We start from the raw sequence: 20,916 nt of genomic DNA, 5'->3' as shown, positions 1-20,916 counted from the left end.
TCGTCGGCCACTCAAGGACTATAGCCGCGAAATCGTAAGGCCGAGTTCGACGCGGCGCTATCGTCAGCGGCGACGGGAACCGTTCAACAGCCGAGATCTATCCGGAGTCGCGTTTTGACTTTTGGTCTGTTGCTACGGCGTCCGGTCAGCGCGCCGTGATTGGGCTTGCGTTCGATCCCGACCGGCGCCCCGACATACCGGAGACATTGATCGACGTTATCAGCAGCATCTTGGCGTTGGCACTCGATCGCCAGCAGACTTCCTAAAGCCAGCCAGACCTTTTGAAACGCCAATACAGGATGGCGCAAAGCGTGACGATAACGCCGAGGACGGCAAAGTAGCCGTAGCGCGTCGCAAGCTCGGGCATGTTTTCGAAGTTCATCCCGTAGATGCCGGCGATGGCTGTCGGCACGGCGAGGATTGCCGCCCAGGCCGCAAGCTGCCGAGTTATGGTGCCCTGGCGCTGCTGCTCCAAGAGATTGGAGGCCTCGAACACGGACGTCATCACCTCGCGAAGGCCGCCGACCAACCCCTCAACGCGCCTCACATGGTCATACACATCTTTGAAGAAGGGTTTCGCATTGTCGTCGATGCAAGGGAGTTCGAGGTGGCTGAGCTTTCCTGCCACTTCCCCCATGGGTCCGAGGACTCGCTGAAAGCGGATCACTTGGCGACGCATGCGGAAGATGCGCCGGATTTGCTCCGGCTGCAGCAGCGACACGAGAACATGCTTCTCAAGCTCCAGAACCTTGTCCTCGAGCGTCTCGACCACCGGCAGGTAGCCGTCGACAACGAAGTCAATGATGCCGTGGAGGACGTAGTCGGGACCGTGTTCGAGAAGCCGTGGGGATTGCTCGAGTTGCAGGCGCAGTTCCTTGTGGGAGCGGGCTGAACCATGGCGAACTGAAATGAGATGGTGCTTTCCCACAAAGATGCAGGTTTCGCCGTAGGCAATCTTGTCACCCTCAAGATGGGCCGTCTTGGCGACAACGAACAACTGGTCTCCGTAGATGTCCACCTTCGGCACTTGATTGCCGTTGAGGGCGTCCTCAACCGCCAAAGGATGAAGGCCGAACATCGCCTGAAGGCTCGCCATCTCGTCCGTGGAGGGATCCGTCAGTCCGATCCAGGCAAACTCGCCGTCTGACGCCTCGAATGGCTGGGCAGCAAGGGGCACTTCTTCGGCGCGCTTGCCCGAACGATACAGATAGGAGGCGACGACTGTCATTTAAGCTTTCCGAAATTGCGTTGGTCGCGTTCAGCGTCTGAACGGAGACTAAATCGTGACCTGCTCGCCGATCTCGACGACCCGATTGGCGGGGAGCTTGAAGTATGACGACGGATCGATGCCGAGCCCCGCGAGCGCGATGTAGAGCTTGTCCTGCCAGCCCGGCAGACCGGAGTTTGGATCACTGATAAGGGTCCTGCGCCCCAGATAAAACGACGTCTGCATGATCTCGAACTTGAACCCTGCTTTCTTGCAGAGCGAGAGCGCCTTCGAGACGTTCGGCTCGTCCATGAAGCCAAAGCAGAGCTCGAGCCTTGCAAACCTGTCCGAAAGTTCGGTCAGTGATACGCGGTCTTCCTCTGCCACATACGGGTGTTCGGTCGTCCGGATGGTCAGGATGACGTTTTGTTCGTGTAGGACGTGATTGTGCTTGATGTTGTGGAGGAGCACGGCGGGCGTCTTGTCGCCCACGCTGGTCAGAAAGACTGCCGTCCCGCGAACGGTCTGGGGCGCATGGGTGGATTTTTCGATCGAGCGGATAAACGTTTCGAGAGGGATGTCGTTGCGCGCGGTCTTTTCGCGGAGCATTTGGGATCCGCGCGTCCAGGTCCACATCACGACCATGATCGTCAATGCTAGCGCTACAGGCACCCAGCCGCCATCATGGATCTTGAGCAAATTGGCGAGCAAAAAGACGGTCTCGATAACAAGCAAAGGTGCAAGCATCAGTCCTGCGAGAAGGGTGGAGTAGCCCCAGACGGAACGGAGGAACTGGAAAGCCATCACTGTTGTCACGACCATGGCGCCGGTCACCGAGATCCCGTAGGCGGTGGCAAGGGACTCCGAGTCGCCGAACGAGAAGATGAGTACGATGACGCCAACAAACAGGAGCACGTTTACGGCAGGCACATAAATCTGGCCGGTGTTGGTCTCGGAGGTGAACTTGATCAGCAGCCGAGGGAGGAAGCCCAAATGAACCGCCTGCCGTGCGAGCGAGAACGCCCCCGTGATGACCGCCTGGCTGGCAATGATTGTAGCCATGGTGGCGAGGATGACCATCGGCAGTAGAGCCCAGTCCGGATAGAGGAGGTAGAAGGGATTGTGCGCCGCGTCAGGGTGGCTGAGCACGAGCGCACCCTGTCCGAGGTAGTTCAGCGCCAATGCGGGGAACACAAGCGCAAACCATGCCGTGCTGATCGGCTTGCGCCCGAAGTGGCCGAGGTCCGCATAAAGGGCTTCCGCTCCCGTGACCGTCAGGAAGACGGCACCGAGTACGACCAGGCCGGCCCAGCCCGCATGGGTGACAAACCAGAGTGCATTGATGGGGTTGATTGCCTGCAGGATCGTCCAGTCGTCGCCAATGTGGATCAGCCCGCCCCAGGCCATCGCGAGGAACCAGACCACCGTGATCGGCCCGAAGAACTTCGCGACCGCTTGAGTGCCCTTTGACTGGACCGCAAAGAGCGCGACCATGACGGCGGCGGACAGCGGGAGCACGTAATCTGAAAGGGCAGGCGTGACGAGCTTCATGCCTTCAAGAGCCGACATGACCGACAGTGCAGGGGTGATCATGGCGTCGCCGATGAACAGTGCCGCCCCGACCAACCCCGCAAAAAACAACACCGGCATGAAGCTGCCTGTCTTTTTCATCAGAAGCGCGAGAAGCGATAGAGTTCCGCCTTCCCCGTCATTGTCTGCGCGCAGCAGGAAGAGCACGTACTTGAACGTGACGATGATCGTCAGCGTCCAGACCATAAGGGAAATAAGGCCGATTACTTCTTCACCCTGTACACCGTCGTTCGAGAAAGGGCGGAGTGCTTCGCGAAATGCGTAAAGCGGACTGGTTCCGATGTCGCCATAGACGACGCCAACGCATCCAAGCAGGAGAACAAGGAAGTTTCGCGTCTCCGTTTGAGGCTCGAAAGCTTCGCTATGCGAGGTGGGCATGAGGTCTCCTGGATCGAACCGCTAAAAACGGACCCAGTATATGGTGCATTGCGAAAGGTGAGGCAAATACGGATTTGCGAGTTTCCCGCCTGGTATGCCTCAGATCCGTCTCGTGCGCGGGAATTTGCGTCTCGGGAGGACGAGCGCCGCTACTCGCCGTGTGGAGCGAGCGCCTCCGACCGCGCGAGCTTCATCGTTGGCTCCGTCGTCATCGCCGATGGTGGTTACAGCGTTCAGATCAAGTAAGGAAAGTTGCCGTTGCCCGAAAGTTCGGGCAGCGGCCCTTCGGCTTCGCCGGCTTGCGGCCAGCCATTTGGCATTGTGTCACGGGTACTTGCCGATCCTGCTGGAAACCGGATGACTCACGCCAAGTGCGTAGCACTTGTTTTGGTCCTGAGGCGTTCGCGCCTGAAGCGCTGGACGTGGTCGACCAGGGCGCGCAACTTGGGCGCCATATTGTGCCGGCTGGGGAAATAGAGAAAAAAACCCGGGAAGGGCGGCAGATAGTCTTCCAGGATTGAAACCAACTCGCCTCGTTCGAGATAGGGGCGAAAGGTCTCCTCCAGCGCGAATGTAATGCCGCCGCCGGCCAGCGCTGTCCGTATCATCAGGCGCAGGTCATTCGTGGTGATCTGGGGTTCGACCGAAATGTCGAAGGCTTCCCCTTCCTCGGCGAATTCCCACCGGTAGGGAGCCGTGTCCGGTGACGGACGCCATCCGATGCAGCGGTGATGGATCAGGTCCCTCGGATGTGTCGGAAACCCGTGGGTTTCGAAATAGGCGGGGCTCGCCACGACGACTTCCTTTTGTTCGCCCGACAGCGGAACGGCCACCATATCCTGCTCGATGACATCCCCCAGCCGCACCCCTGCATCGAAGCCGCCGGCGACGATATCGAACGTATCGTCCGTCACCGTCACGTCGACGATGATACTGGGGTAGGCCTCGGCAAAGGAGGCGACAAGCGGCCCGGAGAGAAAATCTTCGGCAATCGAGGTCACCGCGATGCGAAGCACACCGTGGGGGTTGGCGTTGCCGCCGACATCTTCGAGCGCAGACAGGACGTCGGCCATGGGACGCGAAAGCGTGTCGCGCAGGCGCTCACCCGCTTCGGTGAGCCGGACGCTGCGCGTGGTGCGGGTGACGAGCGCTATTCCGCAGCCGTCTTCCAGCCGCCGGATGCCCTGGCTGACGGCCGAGCGAGTGACGCCGAGGCGGGTGGCGGCGGCCACGAAATTCGCCTCCTCGGCCACCGCGAGGAAAAGCGGCAGCAGGTTCAGATCCAGCATCATTGTCGTGCCATGCTAACCAATCTGATTAGCTATAAGGGAATTCCGACGACAATCAACCGCATCTATCCTTCCTTCATCCCACGGCGCAGACGGCGAGTGGGGATCGAAACGGCACCCGCGATGAAAGGAAGTACGATGACCTCTTTGAAAATCATGTTTGCCACCGGGGCAATCGTCGGCGCAGTTGCCGGCCAGGTTGCCGCTTGCCCGCAGGATGGCCACAAAGCGCCCCTTGGGGCTTCCCGGAAAGAAATCGTCGAAACGCCTTTTAACGTCATTCGCTATGCCGGCTATCTGCTGGACGAAAAAGCTCTGCTGATCGCGCAGAAGCGCATGTCGCTGTTCGATGCCAGACAGGCGCCTGCGGCGTAGCCAGAGAAACGCCTTGCGCAAGATCCCGACGGCTCGCGCAAGCCGGCAAGAGAGTTCTGCCGGTGATGAGCCTAGGTTCAGTCGACCCGTCCGGATTGGATGAGGCCGCAGCAAACAGGAGCCACGCATGTCAGCCTACCTCGTTGTCGATCTCGACATTCAAGACCATGATGCGATTGCCGATTACCGTTCCAAGGCCCTGCCGCTCGTCGCCGAAGCCGGCGGCCGGCTCATTGCCCTTGATGATGCCCCGCTCCAGCTCGAAGGCTGGGAGGCGAGCAACATGCTGATCATCGAATTCCCCGACATGCAGGCGATCCGCGCTCTTTTCGCCTCGCCGGCCTATGCGCCTCTCGCAAGGCAAAGACAGTCTGCGGCGGGATCGCGGATCATCGCCCTGCGCGGTTTCGAGCCGGTGTGACGGCCGTCGGCGCCGCCTGACCATCGCCACTTCAAGAAAGGATCAATCCCATGAGCAATATCGCAAACAAGATCGTTCTCGTCACCGGCGCCAGCAGCGGCATCGGCGAGGCGACGGCGCGCGCCCTTGCCAGGGCCGGCGCCGTGGTCGTGCTTGGGGCACGACGCATCGACCGCCTCGAAACCCTGGCCGCCGAGATCACTGCCACAGGCGGCAAGGCACTCTACCGGAGCCTCGACGTCACATCCCGCGCGGATGTCCAGGCCTTCGCCGATACCGCGCTCGATGCCTTTGGGCGCATCGACGTCATCGTCAACAATGCCGGCGTCATGCCGCTTTCGCCGATGGCTTCGCTGAAAGTGGATGAATGGGACCGGATGGTCGACGTCAACATCAAGGGCGTGCTTTACGGCATCGCCGCCGTGCTGCCCGCCATGAACCGGCAGGGCGCCGGGCAGGTGATCAACGTCTCGTCCATCGGAGGCCTTTCCGTATCGCCGACGGCCGCCGTTTACTGCGCCACCAAATATGCCGTGCGGGCCATTTCCGACGGGTTGCGACAGGAGAACGACCGGATCCGCGTGACCTGCGTCTATCCGGGCGTCGTGGAATCGGAACTGGCCGATAGCATCACCGATCCGACTGCCGCCGAAGCGATGGTCGCCTATCGCCAGATAGCCCTGAAGCCGGAGGCCATCGCTGACGCGATCGTGCATGTGATCGGCCAACCTGCGGATGTCGATACCAGCGAAATCGTCATCCGGCCCACGGCAAGCATGTGATCGGAGGACGGGATGTCGAACCGATCTGGACTTGCAACGGTGGGCCTTGCCGCGATGCTGTTCTGCATGGCCTCCGCCCAGGAAGGATATTCCCAGATGAAAATGATCCGGAACACAACTGTGCCAGACCAAACGCATCCCTATGTCGGTATGTGGATCACCGCGGATGGCCGCATTCGTCACAACCTGTTGCCGAACGGTCGGTACGACGAGGCGCGCGGTCGACAGGAGAGCGCCTATCAGGGGCGGTACGAAGTCCGCGGCAATCACATCGACTATTGGGACGATACCGGATTTACCGCCGATGGCGACTTCATCGAGGGAGTGTTGCACCATGCCGGCATGATCCTCTATCGCGACGGAAAGAAGCCGGAGTAAGCGGCGAAGTCTTCGTTCTTTCCTTTTCCGTGGCGCTGGATATCCTTGATTCCGGCGCCACATTGGCTGGAGGCATCTGTCGGGAGGGATGATGGCTTTGGACGAACCATCCGCGTGTCTGCCCATCCCTGAGCGAACCTCCCCGGTCGGTCTCGAAAACTATATCAGCGGAAACACGCTGGTCAGCGGCGACGGACCGGCGTGGAGAGATATCTTCGTGCAGGTGCTCTCGCGCCACCGCGCTCAGCACCCGTTCCTGGTGCCTGCCGTCGCCGAACCGCTCATCGTGTGGGTCATGTCCGGCAGCGCGGTTGTCGAGGAGCGCGATCTCGGCGGAGAATGGATGGCAAACCGCGTCGAGGTCGGCGATTTTTTCCTGACCTGTTCGCCGGTGCCCTATGAAATGCGCTGGCAGGCTGAGGGGGACCAATCATTTCGCGTAATGCATCTTTACGTTTCCGTGCCGCTGTTCGAGCGGATAGTCGAGGCGATGTTCGGCAAGGACGCCGGGAACGTTACCTTGAAGGACGTCTCCGGCGGCCGCGATGCGACGCTCTCGCATATCCTCACTCTCCTTAACGAGGAACTGGCAGCGGATGGCGGTGGCAGCCCGCTTTATGTCGAAGGGTTGGCGCAAAGCCTTGCCGTCCATCTCGTGCGCCACTATGCGGTCGCCAATACCGAGATGCGTGCGCAGAACGCCTTGCCCGGCGCAAAGCTCAGGAGAGCGATCGCCTTCATGGAGAACCGGCTGGAAGAACAGTTCGACCTCGGCCGCCTGGCTCAGGAGGTCGGCATCAGCGAATTCCATTTCAGCCGGCTGTTCAAGAAGGCGACGGGTCTTCCTCCCTCACACTATTTCATCCGGCAGCGGGTAGCCAAGGCCCAGCAGCTGCTGCAGGAAACCGACACCAGCATCATCGAGATCGGCCTTTCGGTCGGCTATTCCAGTCCCAGCCACTTCGCCCAGATTTTCCGCCGTGAAACGGGGCTCACGCCGAGCGACTATCGCAGGGGCTAGGCTCATTCGGCACAGAATGGAGCAAAATCCCGATAGCCTCGGCAAGCCACCGCGAGAGGAAAAATCCCAGATTTCATAGGGTTCTCCTTGTCGAAAGCAAACACCTCTCCGCTTCCGGAGCGGGTTGCAAGCAACAAGGAGATATCTTGATGACGAATATCAACGGCAAAGTCGCACTGGTCACCGGTGCTTCGAGCGGCATTGGCGCAGCAACGGCGCGTGCGCTTGCCGAAGCCGGCGTAAAGGTTGGCATCGCTGCACGGCGCACCGATCGTCTGGAAGAGCTGAAGGCAGAAATCACTGAGAAGGGTGGCGAAGCCCTGGTCATCGAGATGGACGTGGTCGACCCGGCTTCCGTCGAAGCTGGCGTGAAGAAGCTGATTGATGCTTATGGCGCGATCGACATTCTCTTCAACAATGCCGGCCTGATGCCGCTTTCCGACATCGACCAGTTCAAGACCGCCGAATGGCTTCGCATGGTCGATGTCAACGTGAAGGGTCTCTTGAACACGACGGCAGCCGTGCTGCCGCAGATGATCAAGCAGCATTCCGGCCATATCTTCAACACCTCCTCGATCGCCGGCCGCAAGGTCTTCAAGGGGCTGTCGGTCTATTGCGCCACGAAGCATGCCGTGACCGCCTTTTCCGACGGCCTGCGCATGGAGGTCGGCCAGAAGCACAACATCCGCGTCACCTGCATTCAGCCCGGCGCGGTCGCGACCGAACTTTATGACCAGATCACGGATCCGGGCTACCGCCAGCAGATGGACGATCTCGCCAAGCAGATGACCTTCCTGCAAAGCGCCGACGTGGCCGACACGCTCGTGTTTGCGGCCCAGGCACCCGCGCACGTCAATGTGGCCGAGCTCTTCGTCCTGCCGGTTGAACAGGGCTGGTAGTCGTAAACCATCGGCCTTCCCGTCCGGGACGGGGAGGCCGACGATCAAGGAGTTTTCCCATGAAGGAAGTACCGGCCTCCGGGGTCTTTCGTCAGCTCGAACCGGGTCCGATCGTGCTCGTGACGACCAGCTATGAAGGAACGCCCAACGTCATGACGATGGGCTTCCACATGATGATCCAGCATGCGCCGCCGCTGATCGGCTGCGTCATCGGTCCCTGTGATCATAGCTACCGCGCGCTGAGGGCGACCGGCGAATGCGTCATCGCCGTCCCGACCATCGATCTGGCAAGAGCGGTCGTCGATATCGGCAATTGCTCGGGCGACACGGTCGACAAGTTCGAGCGTTTCAGCCTGACGCCGCAGCCGGCACGCAGCGTCGCGGCGCCACTGATCGGCGAGTGCCTTGCCAATATCGAATGCAGGGTGGTCGATATCGTCGAAGCCTATAACCTCTTCATCCTTAAGGCCGAACGGCTGTGGATCGACACGGACCGCAAGGAGCGGCGGACCCTGCATCATCGCGGCGACGGTGTTTTTGCCGCCGACGGCGATGTGCTCGATCTCAGCGAGCATATGGTGAGATGGCATCACCTTCCGAGGTGACGCCATCGCCGCCCTAGCAGTCGCCGGGTAGGAAACTCCTCGGGCAATGGTCGAGCTCCGGCCCGGTCCAGTCGAAAGCGGCTAGCGCCGAGGGCGCTCCGGCATTGGCATTACCGTTCCATCGATCGAAGTTGACCGCAAGCACGAGCAGCAGGACGACCGTTGCGGCGAGAGTTTCGACCAGCGACGGGCGGGGCGCCTGCGGCGGTTGTCGTCGGCCGCCGCAATATCCCGGAAGGCGGGATGAAGATTGTCACAACCGGACATGACGGTTTCCTTCGAACGCGATCAAGGGACGAGCACCGTGGGGCCGTCGCTGCGGCGTTCGAGAATGTCGGCATGCGCGCGCTGCGCTTCCGACAACGGATATTTCCGGGCGGCCGTGAAAGGGCGCCGTCAGCCCTTCTTGATCAGATTGACCGCCACCAGAGGACCGCCGAACTGTTGCATGGGCGCGGCGGCCTTGAGGTCACCGAGATCGAGCGCTGCAAAGCCCAGGTTCTCAATAAGACCTGCGACGCTGGCATTGGCGCCCTCATCGTTGCCGGACAGCAGCACCACCCTGCGCCCCGAGGCCTCGGCGGGGTCGGCTGCGAGCAAGGCGGCCGGAAGCGTATTGAAGGCCTTGACCACTTTTGCGCCTGGAAGCGTCTCGGCGACGATGTCGCTCGAAAGCCTGCCGCCCAGGTCGGCGGGACGGAATTCGGGGAAAGTGATCGCATTGGTGGCGTCGATGACGATCGTCCCCGTCCAGTCGTTGCGAATCTTTGCCAGATCAGGCACCGCCGTGAACGGCAGGGCGAGGATGACGATATCCTGCGCCACGGCTTCGTCGATCTCGACGGGGATTGTCGTGTCGGCGGACTTCCTGGCGGCGGCAAGCGATGCGGGTCCCCGGCTGTTTGCCACTTTGACAGGTATGCCCTTTGACGCGAAATGTGCGATGAGCGCCGAGCCGATGGCACCGGATCCGATGATTGCGTAGGTCATTTCGATTTCCTTCAGTTTCCTTGTTTGGGATGGGGCCAGGTGATGTTTCTGGGCCCGTCGGGCAGCGGCGTAAACTCCGTTTCTCCCGGCACGCCGGGGAATGAGCGGTTCTGCCAGTGGAAGGCCGCCTGCTCGATGCGGTCGCGGCGGCTTGACACGAAGTTCCAGAAGATGTGCCGTTTCTCGGCGAGCGGTTCGCCGCCGAGCGCCATGAGCCGCGTCGGGACGATCGCTTTGAGGACGATTTCGGAGCCGGGTTTGAACACAACCAGTTGATCCTGAGTGAACCGCTCTTGCTGTGCGGCGACTTCGATCGTGCCGCTGATGACGAAGGCGGCCCGTTCGATGTGCTCGCCGTCGAGGCGGAAGCGCGCGCCGGCGGCAAGGGCCACGTCGGCGTTGAACATGTCGGAGAACATTCTTGCCGGCGCGCGCTCGCCATAAAGCGAGCCTGCGATCAGGTGCATGTCGACGCCTTCCCCCTCGATGCGCGGCAGCGCATCCGCCGCAATATGCTGGAAGCCAGGGTCCGTTTCCTCGTGCATGGTCGGTTTCTCTTCGAGCTCCGCGTTTTCGAGTGCGTTCTTTGGTTATGTCGGAAAGACACCCTCAGTTTACGCAAAGGTTTTTAGCCGGCGCCAGAGATCGAGTGCTGAATGAAGGTCGGGGAGTCGCGGCCGCCTCTTGGGGGGCTCAAGCGGGCGCAGCCCACTGGGTTTTCGAACTTCGATCGTCAACGGGTGGAGAGGGGCGGGGGAGGCGGTGGCGTTGTCGCGCCGGTGCCGAGCGAACGTTGGACCATGACGCTGTCCGCCCAGCGCCCGTAGCGATAGGCTACCCCCTGCAGGAGGCCAACGCGAACGAAGTTGAACCGATCGTGCAGAGACAGCGAGGCAACATTCTCGGCATCGATATAGCCGATCATCTGCCGGAAGCCGGCTGCGGCACAGGCGTCGATCAGGCCGCGCATGAGCAGACCTCCGAGGCCCTGGCCAAGATGCTCGTGATGAACATAGATCGAGTGCTTGACGGTGTAGCGGTAGGCAGGTCGCTTGCGAAACAGGACGACATAGGCGTAGCCGACCACTGCGCCCTCCTTGATCGCGACAAGGTGCGGGAAGCGGCGGCTCTTGAAGTTCTTCCGCCGCTCGCGCAGATCGTCCGGCTGCGGCGTGTCACCCTCGTCCACACCCTCCTCGATGCCGCGGCGAATGTGGCGGCGATAGATCGCCAGCATCGCGTCCACGTCGCCGTCCCGCGATGGGCGAATGACGATTGACTTGTCCTGCTGCATGAGGGATCCGAAATTCCTAAATCCTATTCGGCGACGACGTAGGTATGAAGTCGTACGCGGCCCGATGCGTCCGTTTCACGGTAGAGACCTTGGATCTCAACGTCAAAGCCGGGAAACGTGTTGAAACAGGCTTCGAACATCTTGAGATAGTCGATCATCGGCTGCGCTCGCTCGGTCAACCGCTCGCCCGGCACGATGGTGGCGATCCCCGGCGGATAGACGACGAAAGGCGTCGTTGCGATCCGCCCGGCGATGGCGTCGATCGGCAGATAGTCCACATCGTTGCGCACGAGGCAGCGCGCCGCGTCGTGGGGCGAAAGGGCAATATCAGGCAGGTGCGCTTCTGAAAATTGCTTCGCCTGCAGCGCGCTGACATTGGCGTCGCGGAAGAAGCGATGCATATCGCCGCACAGGTCGCGTAACCGCACGTCGGCGTAACGACCGGGTCGGCGGCGATAGAATTCCGGGATTGCCTCTTCCAGAGGCGCATTGTCGTCATGAAGCCGCTTGAAAGCAACAAGGCCGCTGATCAATGTGCCCGCCTTGCTTGCCTCGACGCCGGGGGTGAGCAGGAACAGCAGGGAATTCAGGTCGTTCTTTTCCGCGACGATCCGGTTTTCACGCAGGTATTGCGCGACAATCGGCGCCGGAATGCCGTGGTCGGCATATGCGCCGGTCGACCTGTCGAATCCGGGCGTGAGCAGCGTGAGTTTGTTGGGATCGGTCATTGCGAAGCCCGGCGCCATGTCGGAAAAGCCGTGCCACGCAGCACCTGGGGCGAGGTGCCAGAAGGCCGGATTGATGGCGAGCTGATCGGTGGCGACGCTCTCCCAGGGCACGTCGTGCACCGCTCCAGGGCTTGCCACATCCGGCATCGCCACCCGGTCCGGCACGAACGGCTCGAAAAACCAGCGGCGCTCGGGCCGACGCTCCTTCTCCTCGAACTCCCGGCGCACAGCCCGTATCTTCTTGCGCAGTTCGATGCCGAGGCGGATCGTATCATCCCACAACACTTCGCCAGAGCGGCCCTTCATCATCTGCGCGCCGACGTCCAGGGAGGCGAAGAGGGGATAGAAGGGTGAGGTCGAAGCGTGCTGCATGAAGCTCTCGTTGAAGCGCCGGTGCTCGACCCGGCGCTTCTGGCCAGTGATGTGCCGATCCTTCATGTGGATCTGCGAAGCCTGTGAAAAGCTCGCAAGCTGCTTGTGCGTGGATTGCGTGGCGATGATGCCCGGCGCTTCGGGTCCGAGTTCTGCGAGGCCCATGGCAAAACGACCGGCATAGAGCGGATGAAACTTCATGAAGCCCGCCCAGGCCTCGTCGAACAGGATGTAGTCGCACAGATGCCCGATGGCCTTCAGGATCATCTCGGCATTGTGGATCGTGCCGTCATAGGTGCACTGTTCCACGACCGCCACCCGAAACGGGCGCGGCTTTTGCCAGGCGTCAGGGTCCTTGACCAGTGGGTGGGTGCGAATACGCGCTCGCAGCGTCTCCTCGTTCAGGGAGCCAAAATCCATGGGGCCTATCAGGCCATGGGCGTTCCGTGCGGTCGGCACGTAAACCGGGATACCGCCGGAAATCATCAGCGCGCCGTGATGCGCCGCTTTGTGATTGTTGCGGTCGAACAGAACCAGGTCGCCATCGGTGACGAGGGCGGAGAGCGCGACCTTGTTGGAGGTCGAGGTGCCGTTGAGGACGAAGTAAGTCTTCTCCGCGCCAAAAATCTTGGCGGCTTCCTTCTGCGCCGCGAGCGCCGGGCCCTCATGGGTCAGGAGATCGCCGAGGTCGAGCACGGAATTGTCGAGGTCGTCGCGGAAAACCGCTTCGCCCAGATGCTCCATAAACACGCGGCCGACCGGGCTGCGGCTATAGAACACACCGCCATTATGGCCGGGACATGTCCAGAGCTGGTTGCCTTCCTCGGCGTAGTCCACCAGCGCGCCAAAGAAAGGTGTCTTCATCGTCTCGGCATACTGCTTGAGGCGGCTGATGAGGTTTTTCGCGATGAAGGCAGGGGTCTCCTCGGACAGGAAGACATAACCGTCGATGAAGTCGAGCACCTCTACCGGCACATCCTCGAAGCGCTTGCGGCGGATCAAGAGAATGATGGGGAATTCGAGGCCGCGACGGCGCATCAGGTTGATGAGAGAGGCTGTCTTGCCCTCCATGCCCTTCTTGCCCCAATCGACCATCATGCAGCCGATGGCAGCGTCCGTCTGGACGGCGATCTCAGCGTCTTCGAGATTGCGTGCGCGCACCACCTCGAAACCGGACCGTTCAATCTCCTCGACGATTTGGTGGTAGCGGGCTCCCTCCAGATCCTCGCTGTCGAAGGCGGGTGTCGCGAACAAAAAGGTGAAGCGCCTGAAGTAGTCCATCTGAGCCTCCGCCATCAATAAGCAGCGAGTTGTTCGTGTGTTTCGTGACGATGTTGTGACAGCGGCCCGGATTATCTGTGATCTTGCAGACCGACGCGTGCCGGCCATTCGTCCAAGAGTCCTCGTGGAGCAGCGGGAGAGGGGGCAGTGGTCTCTCTATTCAAAGTTTGTCTGCCCCCATCAAACGGGATGCTGTGTAAGATTTCCCCAACTGCACCGGACGGATCACGGCCCTCAGGGCCGAACCCCGGTGATCTTCGTTCCGTGGGGAAAACAATGGATCTGCAAAAGATCAAGACGCTTCTCGACTTTGTCGGGCGCTCGCGTGTCTCGGAGTTGACAGTCAGCGATGCCGACACGACTGTCGTCATTCGCAATCCGGCTCGTTTAGCCAACCTGGAAATCCCAACCGCAGTGCAGGCAACGCCATCGACGGTCGAGCCACCAAGGTTGGATGACCAGCCGCAAACGCAGCTTGTTCGTGCTTCGACCTCAGGCATCGTACATCAGTCAAACAGCCCGGGATCCGCTCCAATGGTGGCGGCAGGCGATCCGGTAGAGGTGGGGCAAGCTCTCTGCATCGTGGAGGCGATGAAGGTCTTCACGACTATATCGGCTCCGTTCGGCGGTATCGTCAAACGCATCTTCTTTGCGGACGGCCAGGAGGTCGCCTTTGGCGACCCGCTCGTGGAGATCGGGTGATGGACGCGTCTTTCGAGGCCGCCCGGAAAATCGGCCACCCATTCCAGTCTGTCCTCATCGCCAATCGCGGAGAAATCGCCGTGCGGATCGAACGGGCCTGCAAGGAACTCGGCCTTCGCGCGATCCGTGTTGCATCCGAGGCGGATAGGGTGGGAGCGGCAGCTCCGGGCGAAGGTGGTCCACTCTCGATCGGGCCGTCGGCGCCAGCCAGGAGTTACCTCAACCAGGCGGCGATCCTGCTTGCAGCGCGTGTGACCGGCGCGGAGGCGATCCATCCGGGTTACGGGTTTCTCTCGGAGAATGCGGATTTCGCCGAAGCGGTCGAAAAAGCCGGACTGGGTTTCGTTGGTCCACCGGCCTCGGCAATCCGCATCATGGGCGACAAGATCGCTGCCAAGCGCGCTATGATGGCTGCCGGCGTCCCTTGCGTGCCGGGACCGGGCGAACCTCTACCTGATGACCTGGACGCCGTGCGCACCATCGCCGAGGCCATTGGCTACCCGGTCATCGTCAAGGCGGCCGGTGGCGGCGGCGGGCGGGGCATGCGCGTCGTGCGCGACGGCGCCGATATAGCCGATGCGGTCGCGATCACGCGCGAGGAGGCGCGCCGCGCCTTCGGCAAGCCTGAGCTCTACGTGGAGAAGTTTCTGGAGCACCCGCGCCATGTCGAGTTCCAGGTGCTCTGCGACAATCACGGCAATGCCGTCTGGGTTGGTCATCGCGATTGCTCCGTTCAGCGACGGCACCAGAAGGTCGTCGAGGAGGCGCCGGCACCCGGTATTGCACCGGAACTCGCAGAGAAAATCGGCGCGCGCTGCGCAGAAGCCTGCCGGCAGATCGGCTATCGCGGCGTTGGGACCTTCGAGTTCCTGTACGAGCACGGAGAGTTCTACTTCATCGAAATGAACACCCGGCTGCAGGTCGAACATCCCGTGACGGAGGCGACAGCCGGTGTCGATCTCGTGCACGAACAGCTGCGTTCAGCCCAGGGCGACGTGCTCGACACGGGCCGTTTTCGCGGCGAGGCGCGGGGACACGCCTTCGAATGCCGGATCAACGCGGAGGACCCAACCACTTTCGTGGCCGCCCCCGGTCGCATTTCAGCGGTTCGTTTTCCGAGCGGACCGGGCATTCGCGTCGATACCCATATCTCGGCCGGATACCGGGTTTCCCCGTACTATGATTCCCTGATTGCCAAGCTGATCGTCCATGCGCCGACCCGCGACGAGGCGATCCGGCGCATGCAGGTCGCCCTTTCGGAAACCAGTATCGAGGGCATCTCCACCAACCTTCCGCTGCACGAAAGGATCTTTGCAGATCCGGATTTCATGCAGGGCTGCGTCGATATCCATCATCTTGAAAAACGTTTGAGGGAGGAAGCCGGTGTCAAGGCGTGACCGCTCGTCAGGCAGATCCGGGATCGGTGACTTCTCCGATCCGGCTCTCATCTCCACTCTGACCACCTGGCTTGGCGCTTCCGGCGCGAGCGAGTTGGAGATCAGCACGAAGGACGGCCACGCCCTGAAGATTGTGCTGGCCCCCGACGCCAACCCGGTGAGGCGTCGTGACGAGGCTCAGGATGTCACCTCGCCGGTGACTGAGGGGTGGGCCGTCAAGGCGCCGCTCGCCGGGGTGTTTCGTGATCGACATCCCGGTAGCTTGGATGCTTCACCGCTTGCCGGTGAGGGCTGCACGCTTGAGGTGGGCGGCGTCGCCGGTTTCGTGGAGGTCGGACCCATCCTGCTCCCGGTGATCGCGCCGGCGACTGCGATCGTCGCTGGCGTTCATGCCCGTGCCGGAGAGTTGATCGGCTACGGAGACCCCGTTTTGACCATGGAACACGCCCAATGAGCCTCCTGCAACAGGCCCCGTTCCCGTCGCCTGCCTCAATCGTCCCGAATACCGAGGAACTGGCGAAGATATCCTTCATCGGCACGCGTGCCTTTCTGCTCGAAGCACCCGGGGCCTTCGACCTGCCGAACCAGAGGCGCATCTGGGCGCTCTCCCGCGCGCTCGAGACGCACGAAGACGTCGCCGAGATCGTTCCTGGCATGACGAACCTGCTCGTGATCTTGAAGGAGACCCCGGACGATGCGCAAGCGGTCGTCCGGCAACTGCAGGACGAATGGCAGCGTTCGCAGGGCATTGATCTTGCCGGTCGACAAATTGAGGTCTCCGTCACCTATGGCGGCGAACATGCCACGGATCTGCCGGCGCTCTGTGACCTCAGCGGTCTCAGCGACCGGGAAGTCGTGCGTATTCATCACGAAGGCATCTATCGCGTCTTCGCTCTCGGCAGTGCGCCGGGCTTCGGGTACCTGCACGGGCTTGATCCACGCATCCATATGCCGCGAAAGACCGTGCCCTCGCTCAAGATGGCGCGGGGCTGCGTCACGATCGGCGGCATGCAAACCGGTGTGGCCGTGCTGACCGGCCCGAACGGATGGAATTCGATCGGCTTTGCCGAACTTCAGATGTTCGACCCCCAGGCTGCAGCGCCCGCCTTGATGGCGCCTGGCGATACCGTGCGCTTCCGCCCTGAAAGGATCGAGTTGTGATCGAAATCCTCGAAACCGGCCCGCTGAACACTGTCCAGGATCGGGGGCGTCCGGGCTATCGGAATATCGGGGTCACGGCCTCAGGAGCAATGGACCCCGTGGCACTGGAGATAGGGAACGTCCTCCTTAGCAATCCGCAGGGGGCCGCCGTCATCGAGGTCCAGACTTTCCCCTTCCGGCTATGTTTTGCCAAAGGTGGCGCATTCGCACTTACGGGTGCCGATTGCCGGGCGAAGCTCGATGGTGTCGCCCTGCCGCCCTGGTGGGCTGCGGAAGCTGAGGCCGGTCAGGTGCTGGAGCTCTTCCCGCCGCTTCGCGATGCACGGGCCTATGTGAGCCTGGCTGGCGGGGTCGATGTGGCGCAGGTGATGGGATCGCGCAGCACGTCGTTGCGTGGAAGCTTCGGCGGGTTTTCCGGCAGGACCCTTGCCGCCGGCGACGGCATCGCGACGGGTCCGGTCGAACCGGCTGTCCTGCCGAAAGGTGGTTTCGGCGTTGTGCCGCCAGCGGTTGCCTTGAAGGATGTGTTTCCAGTCGACGAAGATGGTGCGCTTCTCATTCGCGCACTGCCGGCCGGCGAACACGACCTCTTCGGAGCCGACGCGGACCGGTTCTGGCGCCAGCCGTGGAAGATCTCGGCGCGCAGCGACCGCACCGGCTACCGTCTCAACGGAGATCCGATCCATCCGGTGGAGGTGGTGGAGATGCGTTCGCACGGCGTGGTGCCCGGTGTCATCCAGGTGCCGCCTGCAGGCGAGCCGATCGTCCAGATGAGCGATGCCAACACGGCCGGAGGTTATCCGAAGATCGCCGGCGTCATCGAGGCGGATCTCTGGCGGATGGGGCAGGCTCGCATCGGTTCGACGCTGCGCTTCGTGCCGGCCAAGCACGCTGAGGCTAGGGCTATAGAGAAGGCGCTCGCTGCCTATGTCGAAGACATCAGAAATACCGCGCGCCTCGTCAGCAAGGCGCTCGCCGCCATGGCTTAGGAGACATTGATGAAGGTGGACCTCAATTCCGACATGGGTGAGGGTTTCGGACCCTATTCGCTTTGCGATGATGAGGCGATGATGGATGTCGTGACCTCTGCCAACGTCGCCTGCGGCTTTCATGCCGGCGACCCGGAGACGATGGCCCGGATGGTGCGTCTCGCACGGGCGAGGGGAGTTGACGTCGGTGCGCATCCGGGTTTGCCGGACCGGCAAGGTTTCGGCCGTCGCGAACTGCCCTTCGGACCCGACGAACTGCGCCAGCAGATGCTCTACCAACTGGGCGCGCTGATTGCGATCGCCCGCGCGGAAGATGTACGCGTTTCACATGTCAGTTTCCACGCTGCCATGGGCAACATGGTCAATCGCGACCCGACCCTGGCGGCGGCGATGATGGCGGCGATCCGTGCCGTCGATCCCGAATTGATCGTCTTCGGTACGTCCGGCAGCGTCATTGAACGCGCGGCGCTCGATGCCGGGCTCAAGACGCTGACCCTCTTCCTGGCGGACCGCGCCCATGACGCCGAAGGCAAACTCGTGCCTCGTGGCATGCCCGGTGCCCTCGTCAAGGAGCAGGCCCTGGTGCGCGCAAGGGTGCGGCAGTTTCTGATCGAGGGGACCGTAACCGCGATCGACGGAACCGTCATCCCGATGCGGGCCCGTTCCATCCTCGTGCACAGCGATACGCCGGGTTCGCTTGAACTTGCCCGTACCGTCCGCAGCGAAATCGAGGCGGCTGGGGGCGTGGTCACGCCCGTCTCCAAGCTTCTGGGTTGAGCCCTCGCACACTGCAAAACCTTATCCGTCCCTATCGAAAGCAACGATCATGCCCGCTATTGCCGACCGCTTAAAGAACGTTTCCGTTTCCGCTTCTGCTACCATGAGCCAGCGCGCCCGCGACCTTGCAGCAAACGGCATCAAGGTTATCAGCCTCTCCTCAGGCGAGCCGGATTTTCCGACGCCCGCCAACGCCGTCGAGGCGGCCCATGCCGCAGCCCTTGCCGGCGACACGAAGTATCCACCGCTCGACGGAACGCCGGCACTTCGGCAGGCCATTGCGCGCAAGTTCAAGCGGGACAACAACCTCGACTACGATCCCTCCGAGATCGTTGTGGCCGGCGGCGGCAAGCAGATCATCTTCAACGCCGTCCTTGCCACCTGCAATCCCGGCGACGAGGTCGTCATCCCTTCCCCCTCATGGATCAGCTATGCGGATATCGTGAAATTCGCCGGCGCGGTACCCGTCCCGGTCGATTGCCCGCAACAGAACGGATTTAAGCTCCGGGCCGAAGACCTCGAGGCCGCGATCACGCCGCGCACCAAATGGCTGTTTCTGAACTTCCCGAACAACCCGACTGGTGCTGCCTGCTCACGCGCCGAGATGAAAGCGATTGCCGAGGTGATGCTCAGGCACCCGGATGTCTGGATCATGACCGACGACATGTACGAGCACCTGATCTACGACGACTTCGAATTCTGCACGATCGCCGAGGTCGAACCGCGCCTGAGGGATCGCGTACTGACGGTCAACGGTGCATCGAAGGCCTATGCGATGACCGGCTGGCGCCTCGGCTTCTGCGGCGGTCCGAAAGACCTGATCAAGGCGATCAGCAACGTCAACGGCCAGAACAGCGGGGGCACGTCGACGATCACCCAGGCCGCTGTTGCCGCCGTGCTGGACGGTCCGCAGGACATTCTTAGGGAACGGGCGACTATCTACAGGAAGCGACGCGACTTCGTGGTGGAGCGGCTGAGTGCTATCGAAGGAATCCGCTGCCACAAGCCGGAAGGCGCCTTCTACGTTTTCCCGAACATTGCCGAGCTCATCGGCCGAACCAGCAGGAAGGGTCGCAGGATCGAGAACGACACGGATTTCGTGTTGGCCCTGCTCGACGAACATCACGTGACGACCGTGCAGGGGGCCGCCTACGGTATGAGCCCGTTCCTCCGCATTTCCTATGCCACCAGCATGGAGCAACTGAGTGAGGCCTGCGACCGCATCGCTGATTTCTGCGCCGGATTGCGGTAAGCGCTCAGCCGTTAAACCTTGAGACGAGCGGTGAGTTCCACGAGAATGGATCTCACCGCCAGTGCCGGCTCTGACAGTTCGCTTTGATCGGAAACGCAGAGCGATAGGGTCTCTTCGATCTTCGGCGTGACCATGCGCGAGACGAGAGGTTCAGGGGACTCTGCAATGATCCGCTCAGCTATGGCGCGCGGCATGATGGTCGCGCCGACCCCGGCGCTGACGGCGCGCGCAAGGGTGCGGACGATCTCGACCTCGGCCACGACATTCAGCGAGAAGCGGGCGCGCGTGAAGGCAAGGTCGATCGCCCTGCGCACGAAATTGTAAGGCGGCGGAAGAAGCAGCGGAACGTCGTTAAGCGTGCTCAAGGGCAGCGGCGCGTCACCCGGCTCGATGCCGAAATCGCGATGCGCCACGAGATGAAATTCTTCCACGAACACAGGCTCGAACCGAACACCCTTAATGGGTCCGGTGCCATGGATCAGCGCCATTTCCAGCCGGCCGTTCATGATCATCTGGCTGTAGGTCTGACCCACGCTTTCGGTCAGATGCAGTAGGATGCCGGGATGGCGCTTGCGCGTTTCTGTCAACAGGTCGACCGAGAGCGTTGCAGCACTTGAGAAGGGCACGAGACCAACCGAGACGCGCCCGACAAGCGTGTCGCCTGCCACCTTTACGTCTGCCTGTGCCTGGTCCATTTGCCGCAGGATGATTTGGGCGTGACGGTACACGGCCCTGCCGGCCTCGGTCATCGAGACACCCTGCTGGCTGCGGATCAGAAGCTTCTGGCGGAAATGATCTTCCAGCGCGGCAAGCTGCTGGCTGAGGGCCGGTTGGGCGATGTGGAGAACATCGGCGGCCCGCGTGATGCTGCCGGTGTCGACGATGACGATGAAGGATTTGAGACGCCTGATATCCATATGCCCTGCCTGCCTGTTCGCCCCAGATGTTACAGGGCAACGGGCTCGCCGCAAGTCCATAAGCCATCCTTATCCATCCAGATTCAAACGGTCTTATTCAGAGCCGGAAAG

22 protein-coding genes are annotated in these 20,916 nt (G+C 61.7%); 14 read left to right on the top strand and 8 right to left on the bottom strand.

The genetic code is table 11. The features are described 5' to 3' along the window. Positions 1 to 262: 262 nt before the first annotated feature. The 3 genes from V7S54_RS22710 to V7S54_RS22700 form a co-directional block, all read right to left on the bottom strand. The gene (locus V7S54_RS22710; RefSeq protein ID WP_113478428.1) at positions 263 to 1,228 is read right to left on the bottom strand and encodes a magnesium and cobalt transport protein CorA; all 966 of its coding nucleotides are present in this window, start codon (positions 1,226 to 1,228) and stop codon (positions 263 to 265) included. 48 nt (positions 1,229 to 1,276) lie between these two features. Next, positions 1,277 to 3,175, bottom strand: coding sequence for a potassium transporter Kup (locus tag V7S54_RS22705; RefSeq protein ID WP_065376046.1), 1,899 nt, complete (start codon positions 3,173 to 3,175; stop codon positions 1,277 to 1,279). A 362-nt stretch (positions 3,176 to 3,537) separates the two neighbouring features. Next, the gene (locus V7S54_RS22700; RefSeq protein ID WP_336408815.1) at positions 3,538 to 4,467 is read right to left on the bottom strand and encodes a LysR family transcriptional regulator; all 930 of its coding nucleotides are present in this window, start codon (positions 4,465 to 4,467) and stop codon (positions 3,538 to 3,540) included. Between the two features lie 9 nt (positions 4,468 to 4,476). Here V7S54_RS22700 and V7S54_RS22695 point away from each other — a divergent pair, with 9 nt between their 5' ends. The 7 genes from V7S54_RS22695 to V7S54_RS22665 all read left to right on the top strand — a co-directional run bounded on the left by V7S54_RS22695 (position 4,477) and on the right by V7S54_RS22665 (position 8,945). Further along, positions 4,477 to 4,839, top strand: a complete 363-nt coding sequence (locus V7S54_RS22695) for a hypothetical protein (protein WP_336408814.1) — start codon at positions 4,477 to 4,479, stop codon at positions 4,837 to 4,839. A 127-nt stretch (positions 4,840 to 4,966) separates the two neighbouring features. Next, positions 4,967 to 5,260, top strand: coding sequence for a DUF1330 domain-containing protein (locus V7S54_RS22690; protein WP_336408813.1), 294 nt, complete (start codon positions 4,967 to 4,969; stop codon positions 5,258 to 5,260). Between the two features lie 50 nt (positions 5,261 to 5,310). Beyond that, a complete protein-coding gene (locus V7S54_RS22685; protein WP_336408812.1) occupies positions 5,311 to 6,042 on the top strand; it encodes an SDR family oxidoreductase in 732 nt (243 codons plus the stop codon). A gap of 12 nt (positions 6,043 to 6,054) precedes the next feature. Continuing rightward, a complete protein-coding gene (locus tag V7S54_RS22680; RefSeq protein WP_442892598.1) occupies positions 6,055 to 6,420 on the top strand; it encodes an Atu4866 domain-containing protein in 366 nt (121 codons plus the stop codon). A 91-nt stretch (positions 6,421 to 6,511) separates the two neighbouring features. After that, on the top strand, positions 6,512 to 7,441 hold the full coding sequence (locus tag V7S54_RS22675) for an AraC family transcriptional regulator (RefSeq protein ID WP_336408811.1): 930 nt from the start codon (positions 6,512 to 6,514) through the stop codon (positions 7,439 to 7,441). Between the two features lie 149 nt (positions 7,442 to 7,590). After that, the gene (locus V7S54_RS22670) at positions 7,591 to 8,340 is read left to right on the top strand and encodes an SDR family oxidoreductase (protein WP_336408810.1); all 750 of its coding nucleotides are present in this window, start codon (positions 7,591 to 7,593) and stop codon (positions 8,338 to 8,340) included. A gap of 59 nt (positions 8,341 to 8,399) precedes the next feature. Beyond that, on the top strand, positions 8,400 to 8,945 hold the full coding sequence (locus tag V7S54_RS22665; protein WP_336408809.1) for a flavin reductase family protein: 546 nt from the start codon (positions 8,400 to 8,402) through the stop codon (positions 8,943 to 8,945). 396 nt (positions 8,946 to 9,341) lie between these two features. On the opposite strand, the gene V7S54_RS22660 is transcribed toward V7S54_RS22665, so the two are convergent. The 4 genes from V7S54_RS22660 to V7S54_RS22645 all read right to left on the bottom strand — a co-directional run bounded on the left by V7S54_RS22660 (position 9,342) and on the right by V7S54_RS22645 (position 13,610). Next, positions 9,342 to 9,935 carry an NADPH-dependent F420 reductase gene (locus V7S54_RS22660; protein ID WP_065376056.1) on the bottom strand — a complete coding sequence of 198 codons (594 nt, stop codon included), beginning with the start codon at positions 9,933 to 9,935 and terminating at the stop codon, positions 9,342 to 9,344. An 11-nt stretch (positions 9,936 to 9,946) separates the two neighbouring features. Then, entirely contained in the window at positions 9,947 to 10,402 is a 456-nt protein-coding gene (locus tag V7S54_RS22655) for a pirin-like C-terminal cupin domain-containing protein (protein ID WP_336408808.1), read from the bottom strand. Positions 10,403 to 10,668: 266 nt separating this feature from the next. Further along, complete coding sequence (locus V7S54_RS22650) at positions 10,669 to 11,229, bottom strand: GNAT family N-acetyltransferase (protein ID WP_336408807.1); 561 nt, start codon at positions 11,227 to 11,229, stop codon at positions 10,669 to 10,671. Positions 11,230 to 11,252: 23 nt separating this feature from the next. Continuing rightward, positions 11,253 to 13,610 (bottom strand): Orn/Lys/Arg decarboxylase N-terminal domain-containing protein, encoded by a 2,358-nt coding sequence (locus V7S54_RS22645; protein ID WP_336408806.1) that lies wholly within the window; start codon positions 13,608 to 13,610, stop codon positions 11,253 to 11,255. 276 nt (positions 13,611 to 13,886) lie between these two features. On the opposite strand from V7S54_RS22645, the gene V7S54_RS22640 reads away from it, so the two are divergent. From V7S54_RS22640 to V7S54_RS22610, 7 genes are read left to right on the top strand one after another with little or no spacing between them, the layout of a single operon-like run. Continuing rightward, positions 13,887 to 14,312, top strand: coding sequence for an acetyl-CoA carboxylase biotin carboxyl carrier protein (locus V7S54_RS22640; RefSeq protein ID WP_336408805.1), 426 nt, complete (start codon positions 13,887 to 13,889; stop codon positions 14,310 to 14,312). Then, the gene (locus tag V7S54_RS22635) at positions 14,312 to 15,709 is read left to right on the top strand and encodes an acetyl-CoA carboxylase biotin carboxylase subunit (RefSeq protein WP_336408804.1); all 1,398 of its coding nucleotides are present in this window, start codon (positions 14,312 to 14,314) and stop codon (positions 15,707 to 15,709) included. The genes V7S54_RS22640 and V7S54_RS22635 overlap by 1 nt, the downstream gene beginning before the upstream one ends. Further along, positions 15,696 to 16,163 carry a hypothetical protein gene (locus V7S54_RS22630; RefSeq protein ID WP_336408803.1) on the top strand — a complete coding sequence of 156 codons (468 nt, stop codon included), beginning with the start codon at positions 15,696 to 15,698 and terminating at the stop codon, positions 16,161 to 16,163. Before V7S54_RS22635 ends, V7S54_RS22630 begins: the two co-directional genes overlap by 14 nt. Beyond that, positions 16,160 to 16,870 carry a 5-oxoprolinase subunit PxpB gene (gene pxpB / locus V7S54_RS22625; RefSeq protein ID WP_336408802.1) on the top strand — a complete coding sequence of 237 codons (711 nt, stop codon included), beginning with the start codon at positions 16,160 to 16,162 and terminating at the stop codon, positions 16,868 to 16,870. Before V7S54_RS22630 ends, pxpB begins: the two co-directional genes overlap by 4 nt. Then, on the top strand, positions 16,867 to 17,859 hold the full coding sequence (locus V7S54_RS22620; RefSeq protein ID WP_336408801.1) for a biotin-dependent carboxyltransferase family protein: 993 nt from the start codon (positions 16,867 to 16,869) through the stop codon (positions 17,857 to 17,859). Before pxpB ends, V7S54_RS22620 begins: the two co-directional genes overlap by 4 nt. A 9-nt stretch (positions 17,860 to 17,868) precedes the next feature. Beyond that, positions 17,869 to 18,636 (top strand): LamB/YcsF family protein, encoded by a 768-nt coding sequence (locus tag V7S54_RS22615; protein WP_336408800.1) that lies wholly within the window; start codon positions 17,869 to 17,871, stop codon positions 18,634 to 18,636. A gap of 49 nt (positions 18,637 to 18,685) precedes the next feature. Continuing rightward, positions 18,686 to 19,888, top strand: a complete 1,203-nt coding sequence (locus V7S54_RS22610) for a pyridoxal phosphate-dependent aminotransferase (protein WP_336408799.1) — start codon at positions 18,686 to 18,688, stop codon at positions 19,886 to 19,888. An 11-nt stretch (positions 19,889 to 19,899) separates the two neighbouring features. Here the strand turns inward: V7S54_RS22610 and nac are convergent, their stop codons facing one another. Continuing rightward, positions 19,900 to 20,805: a nitrogen assimilation transcriptional regulator NAC gene (gene nac / locus V7S54_RS22605; protein WP_065376067.1), complete on the bottom strand. Its 906-nt coding sequence runs from the start codon at positions 20,803 to 20,805 to the stop codon at positions 19,900 to 19,902. Positions 20,806 to 20,916: the final 111 nt, after the last annotated feature.

Origin of the sequence: Ensifer sp. CCNWLY38, assembly GCF_037120565.1 — a bacterium.
GTDB lineage: Bacteria > Pseudomonadota > Alphaproteobacteria > Rhizobiales > Rhizobiaceae > Ensifer > Ensifer adhaerens_H.
The sequence above is the reverse complement of the archived record's forward strand: the minus strand, read 5'-3'. Positions and strand labels throughout refer to the sequence as shown.

Excerpts from the sequence above, each read along its gene's own strand:
- V7S54_RS22710 (WP_113478428.1), bottom strand. The coding sequence starts at position 1,228 with ATGACAGTCGTCGCCTCCTATCTGTATCGTTCGGGCAAGCGCGCCGAA.
- V7S54_RS22705 (WP_065376046.1), bottom strand. The coding sequence starts at position 3,175 with ATGCCCACCTCGCATAGCGAAGCTTTCGAGCCTCAAACGGAGACGCGA.
- V7S54_RS22700 (WP_336408815.1), bottom strand. The coding sequence starts at position 4,467 with ATGATGCTGGATCTGAACCTGCTGCCGCTTTTCCTCGCGGTGGCCGAG.
- V7S54_RS22695 (WP_336408814.1), top strand. The coding sequence starts at position 4,477 with ATGCTAACCAATCTGATTAGCTATAAGGGAATTCCGACGACAATCAAC.
- V7S54_RS22690 (WP_336408813.1), top strand. The coding sequence starts at position 4,967 with ATGTCAGCCTACCTCGTTGTCGATCTCGACATTCAAGACCATGATGCG.
- V7S54_RS22685 (WP_336408812.1), top strand. The coding sequence starts at position 5,311 with ATGAGCAATATCGCAAACAAGATCGTTCTCGTCACCGGCGCCAGCAGC.
- V7S54_RS22680 (WP_442892598.1), top strand. The coding sequence starts at position 6,055 with ATGTCGAACCGATCTGGACTTGCAACGGTGGGCCTTGCCGCGATGCTG.
- V7S54_RS22675 (WP_336408811.1), top strand. The coding sequence starts at position 6,512 with ATGGCTTTGGACGAACCATCCGCGTGTCTGCCCATCCCTGAGCGAACC.
- V7S54_RS22670 (WP_336408810.1), top strand. The coding sequence starts at position 7,591 with ATGACGAATATCAACGGCAAAGTCGCACTGGTCACCGGTGCTTCGAGC.
- V7S54_RS22665 (WP_336408809.1), top strand. The coding sequence starts at position 8,400 with ATGAAGGAAGTACCGGCCTCCGGGGTCTTTCGTCAGCTCGAACCGGGT.
- V7S54_RS22660 (WP_065376056.1), bottom strand. The coding sequence starts at position 9,935 with ATGACCTACGCAATCATCGGATCCGGTGCCATCGGCTCGGCGCTCATC.
- V7S54_RS22655 (WP_336408808.1), bottom strand. The coding sequence starts at position 10,402 with ATGCACCTGATCGCAGGCTCGCTTTATGGCGAGCGCGCGCCGGCAAGA.
- V7S54_RS22650 (WP_336408807.1), bottom strand. The coding sequence starts at position 11,229 with ATGCAGCAGGACAAGTCAATCGTCATTCGCCCATCGCGGGACGGCGAC.
- V7S54_RS22645 (WP_336408806.1), bottom strand. The coding sequence starts at position 13,610 with ATGGACTACTTCAGGCGCTTCACCTTTTTGTTCGCGACACCCGCCTTC.
- V7S54_RS22640 (WP_336408805.1), top strand. The coding sequence starts at position 13,887 with ATGGATCTGCAAAAGATCAAGACGCTTCTCGACTTTGTCGGGCGCTCG.
- V7S54_RS22635 (WP_336408804.1), top strand. The coding sequence starts at position 14,312 with ATGGACGCGTCTTTCGAGGCCGCCCGGAAAATCGGCCACCCATTCCAG.
- pxpB (WP_336408802.1), top strand. The coding sequence starts at position 16,160 with ATGAGCCTCCTGCAACAGGCCCCGTTCCCGTCGCCTGCCTCAATCGTC.
- V7S54_RS22615 (WP_336408800.1), top strand. The coding sequence starts at position 17,869 with ATGAAGGTGGACCTCAATTCCGACATGGGTGAGGGTTTCGGACCCTAT.
- V7S54_RS22610 (WP_336408799.1), top strand. The coding sequence starts at position 18,686 with ATGCCCGCTATTGCCGACCGCTTAAAGAACGTTTCCGTTTCCGCTTCT.
- nac (WP_065376067.1), bottom strand. The coding sequence starts at position 20,805 with ATGGATATCAGGCGTCTCAAATCCTTCATCGTCATCGTCGACACCGGC.